Source organism: Frankia sp. AgKG'84/4 (genome assembly GCF_023242965.2).
In the GTDB taxonomy this organism is placed as follows: Bacteria; Actinomycetota; Actinomycetes; order Frankiales; family Frankiaceae; genus Frankia.
This window is the reverse complement of the sequence record NZ_JALKFU020000145.1, coordinates 1-10450: the sequence shown is the minus strand read 5'-3', so window position 1 is coordinate 10450 and position 10450 is coordinate 1. Positions and strand designations below refer to the sequence as shown.

Here is a 10450-nt window from a genome sequence, read left to right as displayed (position 1 = left end):
GCTCTACCGGGGCGGCGGGGACCGCCGGCGTGCGGTCCCCCCTACGCTTGCCCGCGGGAGCCGTCGGGGCCTGCGCCGGGGCGCCGGTGACATCGAGGGCGACGGTGCGCCAGCCCTCCAGGACGTCCTCGACCAGGAACCCGGCGCCGGCCAGGGCCTCGCGGTAGCGGACCAGTTCCCGGTAGGACAGGGTCGGGTCCGCGGCGGACACGTCCAGCCGGCCCGCGTCGGCGTCCGCCGCGGGCATGCCGGCGGCGGCGGTCACGACAGCCGCCGACACCCGGTAGGTGGTCCCGGTCGACGCCACGTGCTCTGTCAGCGTCCACGAGCGGCTGACCACTTCGCTGGCGCCCGGCGCCGTCCCGGCGTCCACGGCCTCGGTCGCTCCGACACCGCCTGCTCCGACACCGCCTGCCACGACATCGGCTGCCACGACACCGCCTGCCACGACACCGCCTGCCACGACACCGCCTGCCACGACATCGGCTGCCTCTACATCGGGCTGCACGGCTCCGGCCGCGACGGCCTCGGTCGGGGCCGTCGCGGTCTGCGCGGCCAGCAACGTGGCGATCCTCGCCCCCACCGCCACGGGTGCCGGGTGGTCGCTCTTACCCCATCGCACGGGCGCTCGTCCTCTCCATCACATACTTCTGGCATTGCGGCACGACTGGCACCGGTGCGCCCCCGTCCACCACCCGCGCCGGCCCGCAGGTCCACAGGTCCGCGGCGGCAGGTGAGGACCGCATTGTGGCGGACCGACCTGATGCGTTCCGCATCGGGGTGCGATGCGACACACTGGCGACATAACGCCGCAAACTCCGACGAGCCAGGACATGATTGGGTGCACGCGAGAAGTGCGTCCGAGCGGTGCGGCCGCGGCGACGGCGCGGGTCAACGCGTGCGCGGTGCGTGTCACCCGGCCACGGGCCCCGCCGACCTCGTCGGCGGAGGTCTGCCGCGAGGGCGCGACCACTATCGGGGAGCTACAGATAGCAGTTGCAGGACCACCTCCATTGCCTTTCCGATGGCGGCGGTGGGAGCCGTGTACGGACGCCCGTTCCGGGGGCACCCGGGGCCACTCAGCCGGCGCGCCGGCACGCACCAGCGTGGCAGCCGGCTGTGTCCACCCGGTCAAGACAACCTGAGCGGTGCACGACGAGCGTTATAGTCTGCTTGCCGCACGTGACAATCAGCGACGGTCTTCTTACGACAGTGAGGTCGGGCGGAGTCAACGGTGTCAGACGAACTGGCGGACGGTTCCGGCGGCGGTGACGCGGCTACCGCCGCGACGCCCACCGGAATCATCAGGGTGTTCCTTCTCGACGACCATGAGGTAGTACGTCGCGGGCTGCGGGATCTCCTGACCGAGGAGCCCGATGTGGAAGTCGTCGGCGAGGCGGGCCGGGCCGACGAGGCCATGGACCGGATCATCGCGCTACGGCCGAATGTCGCGGTTCTCGACGCGCGGCTGGAGAACGGCAGCGGCATCGAGGTGTGCCGCCAGGTGCGCTCGGTGGATCCCACCATTGCCTGTCTCATCCTCACCTCCTTCGATGACGAGGAGGCGTTGTTCACGGCCATCATGGCGGGCGCCGCCGGCTACGTCCTCAAGCAGATCCGCGGCAACGCGCTGGTGGATGCCGTGCGCCAGGTCGCGGCGGGCAAGTCCCTGCTGGACCCGGCGGTGACCCCGCGGGTGCTGGTGCGCCTGCGGGAGGGCCCGGCGGAGGACGAGCGGCTCGCCGGCCTCACCGACCAGGAGCGCCGCATCCTGCGGCTGATCGCCGAGGGGCTCACGAACCGGCAGATCGCGAACCGGATGTTCCTCGCCGAGAAGACGGTGAAGAACTATGTCTCCAGCATGCTCGCGAAACTCGGCCTGGAAAGCCGCACGCAGGCCGCCGTCTTCGCCACCCGGCTGAATTCCTGACCACCCCGCGACTATCCGCCCGCGGGTCTCACCCCGCCGGCGGATAGTCGGCCGGCGACAGGACGCGCAGCGCCTCGGGCGGGGTGATCAGCGGGACCTGCCAGGTCACGGTCGTGCCGATGCCGTTCTCGCCCGGCCCGAACCCCATCCGCCCGCCGAGGTCCACCGCGCGGCGGCGCAGGTTCGTCAGCCCGCTGCTGCGCGACGCGCCACCCGGCCCGCAGCCGTCGTCGCGGACCTCGACAAGCACGTCCACGCCGGTGACGCGAAGCAGCACGTCGATGCGCGTCGCCCGGGCGTGCCGGGCGATGTTCGACAGCGCCTCGCGCAGGGCGGCGAGCATGTGCGGGCGGATCGCGGCGGGGACCCGGCGCTCGATCGGCCCGTCGACCCGGATCTGCGGGCTGATGCCCAGGGCGCGTTCCGTCTGCGCGGCGATGGCGCGGATCTCGGCCGCGAGGTCCGCGCCGTCCGCGTCCACCGAGGTCAGCGAGAAGATCGTCTGACGGATGTCGGCGATCGTCTGGTCGAGTTCGTCCGCGGCGACGTGCAGCCGCGCCGTGGCCGGGCCGCCGACCGACCGGGCCAGGCTCTGCAACTGCAGGCCCGTCGCGAACAGCCGCTGGATCACCACGTCGTGCAGGTCCCGGGCGATCCGGTCCCGCTCCTCGAACACCGCCAGGCGTTCGCGGTCGCGATGGATCCGGGCGAGTTCCAGCGACAGGGCCGCCTGGCCGGCGAACGCCGCCGCCATCTCCAGGTCCGGGCCTTTGAACGCCTCCGACGAGCCTTCGGCACCGAGGATGAGGATGCCCAGGGCCCGCCCGCCGGCCATCAGCGGCACCACCATCGCGAGCTCGACCGGCGGATCGGCCCCGTCCGCGCCGAACAGCGGGCCGCCGGGCGGATCCGCGCCGACCAGCAGGGCCCGCCCGGTGCGCATCGCCTCCAGCAGTCGTTCGTCGCGGCGCAGCGTCCGCCCGCGCAGCGACTCCTCCCCCGCGCCGTCGATCACGCCGACCAGGAGAGCGTCGCCGTCGCTGTCGGGCACGAGGATCGCGGCCAGCAGGGCGGCGGTGACCTGCCGGGCCCGGCGCGCCACCAGGGCGAGGGCCTCCTGGGGATCGGCCACCGACAGCAGTGCCGTGGTGATCTCGGCGCTGGCGTGCAGCCAGGCCTGGCGGCGCCGGGCCGCCTCGTAGAGCCGGGCGTTCTCGATGGCGAAGCCCACCGCGGCGGCCAGCGCGCACGCCAGGTTCTCGTCCTCGCGGGTGAACTCCCCGCCGCCGCGTTTCGCGCCGAGGAACAGCGACCCGAACGACTCACCCCGCACCATGATCGACACGTTGAGGAACGTGTCGAACCGGGGATGGCGGGCGGGGAAACCTACGGCGGCGGGATGGGCCGCCACCTCGGCCACCCGCAGCGGCCTCGGGTCGCGCAGGCCGTGCCCGATCAACCCGCGGCCCTGCGGCAGCCGGCCGATGAGCGCCGCCACGTCGTCGGGGAAGCCGACGTGGAACAGCTCGGTGATCTCCCCGTCCTCGCCGAGGACGCCGAGGGCGCCGTAGGCCGCATCCACGAGGTTGCTCGCAGCCTCGGCGATGCGGCGCAGGGTGACCGGCAGGCTGAGTTCCTGGGCGACGCCGACGACCGCGTCGAGCAGGCCCTGCATCCGCGACTGCATCGCGGCCACCTCGTCGACCTGCGCCGACAGGCGGACGCGCAGATCCGCGAGGGCGTCGGCGTCGACCTCGGTCATGGTTCGTGCCTCCCGCCCGCGCCGCCCGGCCGCCGATCCGGGCCCCCGGGACAGCGTCCAGCCAACGACGTGATCTTCCTGCCTCGCAGGATATCCACCCCAATTGTCCGACGGAACACCCCTCCCGACCCACGGCTCGCACCGGCCGGCCGCGGCGTCCGCGCCGTGTTCGCCCCGCCTGGGCCGGGCGACGTCGTAGGATGCTGGTCATGGCAGTACCGCGCCTCCTCCTGCACAGCGACCGCGTGACGGACCTGAGTCTGGCCGTCAGCGCGGCCTGTACCGGTCGACTCTGAGGCGCCGCAGCCCCGAGGGCCGCCCGGACGCGCGCCGCGGCCCCGCCGTCGCTCGCTGATGTGGGTACCGCCCTGGCAGATGTCACGCAGTCGGCCGCTGACGCGCGGACGTGGCGGGCCAACGCCGGTTACCGGACGCGAGGCTCCCTGATCCGCGCCTGAGCCGACGCCGACGGCGCGTCTGCGCCTCCGAACGGCGTCGAGACCCGCCAGTCGACGCGGTATCGCCCTCTCGGGGCCGTCGCGGCCGCCTGATCGGCGCGTCACCGTCCGTCCGCGTGGCCTGCGGCTCGCGCGACTGTCCCGGCCCGGGCGACTGGCCCCGCACGGCCCGGCCGGACGCGACCGTCCGCCACCACAGCGACGCCCTCGCGGCACAGCCCGCACGACACCGCGACCACCTCGAGCTGGTACAGGCCCGCGGGGTCGGGCACCGCGGCGGTCGGTCGGACACCGCGGCGGTCGGTCGGACACCGCGGCGGTCGGTCGGACACCGCGGCGGCGACCCGGACTCGCGCGCACGCCCCGGCGCCGTCCGTCTCGAGCACGGGTGCCGGATCTCGCCCTCCTACCAGGACCTGACCCGCCTGGTTCCGGCCACGCCCGCGGCGCCAGCCGCGCCCGGCCGAACCGACCTCTCCGATCAGAACCGGCTCAGATCCGCCCGGCCACGACCGGGCGCTCGTCCATCTGGGAGTTTTCGTGCCTCTTCTGCACCCGTCGCTGCTGTCCGGGCCGGCCCGCCGGCCCGAGCCGTTCCTCTCGGCGCGAAGCCTCAGCGACGAGCCGGGGCGGATCGAGCTGCCCGAACTTCGGCGCTTGACCGCCGGCCTCGCGGCGCGCACCGACGTGTGGCGACCGGTGATCCGCCACACCGCCGAACGGCGCTGGTACACCCGGCTGCTGCTCTCGGCGACGGTCGAGGTCTGGCTGATCGGTTGGTACCCGGGCCAGCAGACGGAGGTCCACGACCACGGCGGCGCCCTCGGGGCCCTCACGGTCGTGCAGGGGCGCGTGGAGGAGGACCGGTTCGACCGGGAGTGGGCCCTCACCGGGAGTCGCGAGCACGTGACCGGTTCGTCGGCCGGCTTCGGCGCCGCACACGTGCACCGCGTCGCCAATCGGGGCTCCGTGGCCGCGACGACGATCCACGCCTACTCCCCGCCGGAGCTGCCCATGCGCTACGGCCCGGAACTCGCCGCCGACGGCACCCAGCCCGCCGTGCAGGTAGCCCTCCAGCCAGCACTCACGGCAGCGGTCGCGGCCCGGCCGCCCGTGGGCGCGGGCAGCGCCCGATGACCGCCCAGGGCGCCGGCCACGGAAGCGGTACCGGTCAGAGCCGGATCGACGTGCTCCTCGCGGCGGCGCGGTCCCGGCTGCGACGTCTGGAGCCCGCCGCGGCGGCGCGGGCGCTGTCCGAGGGCGACGGCAGCGTCCTGGTCGACATCCGCCCCGCGGCCCAGCGCGCCGCGGAGGGCGAGATCCCGGCGGCGCTGATCGTCGAGCGCAACGTCCTGGAGTGGCGTTTCGATCCGACCTGCGACGCCCGGCTACCGATCGCGACCGGCGACGATCTCCAGGTGATCGTCATCTGCTCCGAGGGCTACACGTCCAGCCTCGCGGCCGACGCGCTGCGCCAGCTCGGGCTCCACCGCGCGACCGACGTCATCGGCGGCTACCACGCCTGGTCCGCAGCCGGCCTTCCTACCCGGCATGGCAAGTAACACAGTCACCATCCGCGGGCGCACCGATGCCCGGCCCCTTCTCGCGGCAGGGCGACGTTTGCCTTATGGCACCGCCCCCGCGGGCACGGTGGCCCGATCCCGCTACCCCGAACGGGGCCGCAGCCGCTTGCCACAAGCCCCCACGATAGATGTGGTTCTCGCCACATTTTCCGCCTGAAGCTCTCTCTCGGGGGCCATCCGAAGGGGTCACCCGGGCCCGCGCCCGCCCGCCGACCGCCTCGGCACACCCGCCCACCACCCCGCCCGCGGCGCGCGGCCGGCAATTCCCGCAGCCCGTGTCGGGCACCCGACAGTGATCTTCGTATGACACGTTTGCGCTGTCCAACAACACTTCCGCGTCAGCGCGATCGACTCCCGATCGCGAGCCCGAAGATCATTTGACGGTCGGGCCGCCCGCATACCGCCGCCGCCGGACGGGCGCCGCCGATGCCTCGGACGCCCCCGCGACCCGCTCCGGCGGGGTCCGGACGTCCGCGTTCCGGAACCCTTGCTATCCGGTTGAGAGACGTCTACGTTCCTCGGTTAACGAGGCGAGACGGGATCGTTTCCAGGCGGGGCCACGACCGGCAGCCAGGTAAAGGGCACCGTCTTTGGACGCCATCCCGGAGCACACGGGGGCTTCTCACCTCCCACCAAGGTTGACCTGCCTGTCTGGGGTGTCGCGTGCCCGGATGTGGCGGTCTGCAAGAGCAACGTGTCCGCCTTTGCAACGTCAGCAGGAGACGGTATGCCCAGTCAGCTCAGTGCGCTATCCGCCGGAAGTGTTGCCGGACCCAGCTCCCGCCTCGCCGCGTGCCTGTTCACCTGCGGCGGCGCACGATGAGCGCCGGCGTTCCCGTCCTGCCCGGTCGCGATCTGCCGCCGCAGCCGTTCGGCGCCGGCTGGCCTGCGTACTGGCGTCAGGACGCCGCCTGCCGCGACGGCGACCCGGATGCCTTCTTCCCCCCGGACGGCCGTAACACCAAGGCCCGCGCCGCGGCCGAGCTGCGGGCGCGCAAGATCTGCTCCGGCTGCCCCGTCCGCCGGCCCTGCCTGGCCACCGCGATCTTCCGGCAGGAGGAGCACGGCGTGTGGGGCGGACTGACCTCGGACCAGCGGGCAGCGGTCGTCCCCCGCGGGCGCCTGGACGCCGACGACGCGCTGGCGTTCGCCGACCGCCTGCTCCTGTCGATCTCGGTCGCCAGCTGACCGCACCGATCCGCGGGCACCGCGCCTGAGTGCACCGCGACGGCCCGGTTCCGGGTCCCCACCAGGGGCCTCGGAACCGGGCCGTCGCTTTGTCGCGGCCCGCGGACGGAGATCCGCGGAACTGGCCTGCAGGTGGCGACGGACGTCCCATTGACGTGCGCGGCCCCCCATGGGCAGGCTGCCAGTGTCGACCCGACGGCGCGCGCGGGCGGCGAGTCGAGCGGAGGAGACGGCGTCAGATCGTGGGACACGTGGACACGGCAACCGTGGCTGGGCGATGACGTCGCCGCGCCGGCTCATGCTGCTGCGCCACGCGAAGTCCGACTGGGCCCAGGCGGGCACCCGGGACCAGGACCGGCCCCTGTCGGAGTCCGGCCGGCGCGCCTGTGAACTCGTCGCTCGTCATCTCGCCGAGCACGAGGCCGCCCCCGACCTGATCCTCTGCTCGTCCGCGCTGCGGACCCGCCAGACCGTGGCGGGTCTGGCCCACGCGCTACCGGCGAGCGTGCCGGTGCTCGTCGAGGACCGGCTCTACCTGGCGGAGCCGCGCGAACTGCTGGAACGGCTGCGGGAGATCGACGACGGGGTGCCCAGCGTGCTGCTCGTGGCGCACAACCCGGGCATCCACGCCCTCGCCGTGGGCCTGCTGCCGCCCGCGGACCAGGCCCGGATCCCGACCTTCCCGACCGCCGCACTGGCCGTCGAGGATCTCGCGGTGTCCCGCTGGGCCGAGCTCGACCAGCAGAGCACCCGGCTGGTCTCCTACGTCACTCCGCGCCAGCTGCGCGAGACGCCCCGGCCGAAGACCGCCCCGGACTGACGTTCCGGCGCGACCGGGCCCGCCGCGGCGCCGCGGACAGGCGCGATCCCGGCCCGCGTGAGGCGACCGGGACGACCCGCTGCCGCCTGGTCGCTCAGTACGCCTGGTCGCTCAGTACGCCTGGTCGCTCAGTACGCCTGGTCGCTCAGTACGCCTGGTCCATGATCCGCGACACCAGGCCGACGGCGGCGCCACCGACGATCAGCACGGCCGTCGCGATCCACAGCGGCATGGAGGCGAGTGGCAGCGCCACGGCTCCGACAACGAAGCCCACGATGATCATCAGCACGCACAGCCACGAACCCGTGTTCGCCTTGTGGTGCCCGGTCTCACTCGCCACGTCCACTCCCGTCCATCCCAGCGCCGACCGCCCACCGGGCGGTCCGGCCACACCCTTGTTCCGCTGCGAGACTACCCGCGAGCACCCCTGCGCGGCCCCGCGAGGTGACGTCCGCGACCGGGCCGACCGGCCCCTTCGCGGGGGGTGGCACGGCCCGCCGCCGACACCGCCGCGAGGCCACGGCGGTGGCTCAGACGAAGCCGGCGATGCGGCGCAGGTCGACGACCTGGTCGTCGAGCCAGCGCCGGACGTCGTGGGTGCGCACCTGCTCCGCTGCCGCAGCGAGGCGCCGGTGGCGTTCCTCCATCGGCATGGTCAGTGCCGTGTAGAGGGCGTCGGCCATCTGCTGCACGTCGAAGGGCTGCAGGGTGACGGCGAACTCGCCGAGCTCCTCGTGGGCGCCGGCCATCTCCGACAGGGCGAGCACCCCGCCGCGCCGGTTGACCACGGCGACCTCCTTGGCCACCAGGTTCATGCCGTCGGCGATCGCGTTGACGATCAGGACGTCGCAGATCGAGTACGCCGCGACGGCCAGCGGGAAGTCCTCGACCATCCGCAGGTCGATCGGCTGGCGGCCCTCCTTGGTGTGCCGGGCGTTGATCTCCGCGACGACCCCGCCGATGAGCGCGATGTAGTCGGCGTACTCCGGCACGTCCGTGCGGCTGGGCTGCAGCAGCGCGAGAAAGCTGACCTTGCCGACCAGCTCGGGATGCTGGTCGAGCAGGATGCCGAACGCGATGAACCCGCGCACCACGTTCTTGCTCGGATCGGTGCGGTCGACGCGCAGGATGAGCTGGCGCTCGTCGTCGAGGAACAGGTAGCGCAGCATCGCGACGTGCGCCGCGACCTCGTCGGAGGCCTGGGTGGCATCGAGCGCGGCGGGGTCGACCGAGATCGGGTAGTAACGGGCCCGGACCACCCGGTCCCCCACCGTCACGGTGAGGCGCTCCAGGTCGACCGGCAGGCCGAGCAGCTCGGCGGCGCACAGCACGAAGTTGCGGGCGTAGCGGCGGGTGTGGAAGCCGACGACGTCGCTGCCGAGCAGCCCGCGCAGCAGCCGCTGGCGGATGTCCTCGGGCAGGATGCGCCACTCGTCCGGGCCCGGCCAGGGAATGTGCACGAAATGCGTCAGAACGACATCCGGGCACTGCTCGCGGACCCAGTCGGCGACCAGGTAGAAGTGGTAGTCCTGCAGCAGGACCAGCGCCTTGCCGCCGCGGGAGCGGACCTCACTGACCACCGCGTCGGCGTAGGCCCGGTTGACCGCCGCGTAGCCGTTCTCGAAGGCGTCGTGCTCGGCCCGGGTCAGCACCGGCGACAGCGACCGGCCGTAGAGCCCGTGCTGGATGAACCACAGGATCGGATTCGACCAGACGCTGTAGAAGTCGGCGTAGGCCGCCGGGTCGGTCACGACGAGCCGGACCCGGATGGCCGGGCCGTCGGGCTCGCCGTCGACGATGAGGTGCGGCTGCGGATGGGTCTGGACGACGATCGAGCCCTCGGGGTTCTCCCCGGCGACGACGGTGTCCTCCTCGCTGGCGGCGCCGCACACCCAGACAGCTTCGTCGAGGTGTTCGGCGAGCCCGGACAGGGCGGAGACGAGGCCGCCGGCCCCGCGGTTGACGGTGCGGCCGGAGGCGTCACGGTCGAAGCTGATGGGACCCCGGTTGGACAGGAGCACGAGAGGCAGGTTTAGGGGGTTGAAGTCCGACACGGCGGATGCAGCCTCCTGGTCACGGGCGGTACTCGGCGTCCGGTGCCCTGCGGTGGCGCCAGCGCCCGGGCGCACGGGGACAATCCGGACTGTAGTGAGCCCCGGACGCGGATGCACCGCGTTGCGGGGCGCCCAGGACGTTGTTACCCAGACCTTCACCTGGTCACTGCACAGATCAGACCGACATCTGGGAGTGATGCCTTTGGGGTTGGCCGGCATCCATTGCAGCTCTCAGCTATTGAGGATGCCTCGATTGGTTACCGCCGGCGCCCTCAGAGCCCGTCTCGGTAGTCACGGACCTCCTGCACCGCCGATCCGAGCGAAGCAAGCGACATCTGCAATGTGTCACGCGTCTCGACGAGGGCACTGGTCAACTGGTCCACGGCTCGGTGCTCACTGCCGTCGGTCGCCGCGATCACCATCGCCTGCGCCTCCTCCAGCATGCTCAGCGCGCCCTCCAACTGGCCGGCGACCTCCTCGGTCCGCCGGAACGCCTCGTCGAGCTGCGCCTTGACGTCGGCGATCGTGCCTGACACCTGTCCTCATCCCTTCCTGGACCCGCCGGCCCGCGCGCCGGACGCCGACTGCTGCTCCGCCGGCGCGCCGAGCCCGAGTCCGAACCGGGCCGCCGCGGCCAGCGAGAGAAGCGCAGCGG

General features: G+C 72.9%; 9 protein-coding genes and 1 pseudogene. 5 read left to right on the top strand and 5 right to left on the bottom strand.

The features are described 5' to 3' along the window. Positions 1-622: pseudogene (locus MXD58_RS11645) on the bottom strand (hypothetical protein); the annotation flags it as partial. Positions 623-1246: 624 nt separating this feature from the next. On the opposite strand from MXD58_RS11645, the gene MXD58_RS11640 reads away from it, so the two are divergent. Continuing rightward, positions 1247-1930, top strand: a complete 684-nt coding sequence (locus MXD58_RS11640; RefSeq protein WP_284678229.1) for a response regulator transcription factor — start codon at positions 1247-1249, stop codon at positions 1928-1930. Positions 1931-1958: 28 nt separating this feature from the next. Here MXD58_RS11640 and MXD58_RS11635 read toward each other — a convergent pair whose 3' ends face one another. After that, a complete protein-coding gene (locus tag MXD58_RS11635) occupies positions 1959-3692 on the bottom strand; it encodes a sensor histidine kinase (protein ID WP_248840790.1) in 1734 nt (577 codons plus the stop codon). Between the two features lie 998 nt (positions 3693-4690). Here MXD58_RS11635 and MXD58_RS11630 point away from each other — a divergent pair. The 4 genes from MXD58_RS11630 (at position 4691) to MXD58_RS11615 (ending at position 7741) form a co-directional block, all read left to right on the top strand. Then, positions 4691-5287, top strand: a complete 597-nt coding sequence (locus MXD58_RS11630; RefSeq protein ID WP_248840791.1) for a cysteine dioxygenase — start codon at positions 4691-4693, stop codon at positions 5285-5287. Then, positions 5284-5712, top strand: a complete 429-nt coding sequence (locus MXD58_RS11625; protein WP_248840792.1) for a rhodanese-like domain-containing protein — start codon at positions 5284-5286, stop codon at positions 5710-5712. Before MXD58_RS11630 ends, MXD58_RS11625 begins: the two co-directional genes overlap by 4 nt. Positions 5713-6552: 840 nt before the next feature. Then, the gene (locus tag MXD58_RS11620) at positions 6553-6921 is read left to right on the top strand and encodes a WhiB family transcriptional regulator (RefSeq protein WP_250609306.1); all 369 of its coding nucleotides are present in this window, start codon (positions 6553-6555) and stop codon (positions 6919-6921) included. A gap of 277 nt (positions 6922-7198) precedes the next feature. Further along, on the top strand, positions 7199-7741 hold the full coding sequence (locus MXD58_RS11615) for a SixA phosphatase family protein (RefSeq protein ID WP_248840794.1): 543 nt from the start codon (positions 7199-7201) through the stop codon (positions 7739-7741). A gap of 145 nt (positions 7742-7886) precedes the next feature. On the opposite strand, the gene MXD58_RS11610 is transcribed toward MXD58_RS11615, so the two are convergent. The 3 genes from MXD58_RS11610 to MXD58_RS11600 form a co-directional block, all read right to left on the bottom strand. Next, positions 7887-8081, bottom strand: coding sequence for an HGxxPAAW family protein (locus MXD58_RS11610; RefSeq protein ID WP_308301948.1), 195 nt, complete (start codon positions 8079-8081; stop codon positions 7887-7889). A 190-nt stretch (positions 8082-8271) separates the two neighbouring features. Further along, positions 8272-9795 (bottom strand): alpha,alpha-trehalose-phosphate synthase (UDP-forming), encoded by a 1524-nt coding sequence (locus MXD58_RS11605; RefSeq protein ID WP_248840796.1) that lies wholly within the window; start codon positions 9793-9795, stop codon positions 8272-8274. A gap of 272 nt (positions 9796-10067) precedes the next feature. Next, the gene (locus tag MXD58_RS11600) at positions 10068-10331 is read right to left on the bottom strand and encodes a hypothetical protein (RefSeq protein ID WP_248817738.1); all 264 of its coding nucleotides are present in this window, start codon (positions 10329-10331) and stop codon (positions 10068-10070) included. Positions 10332-10450: the final 119 nt, after the last annotated feature.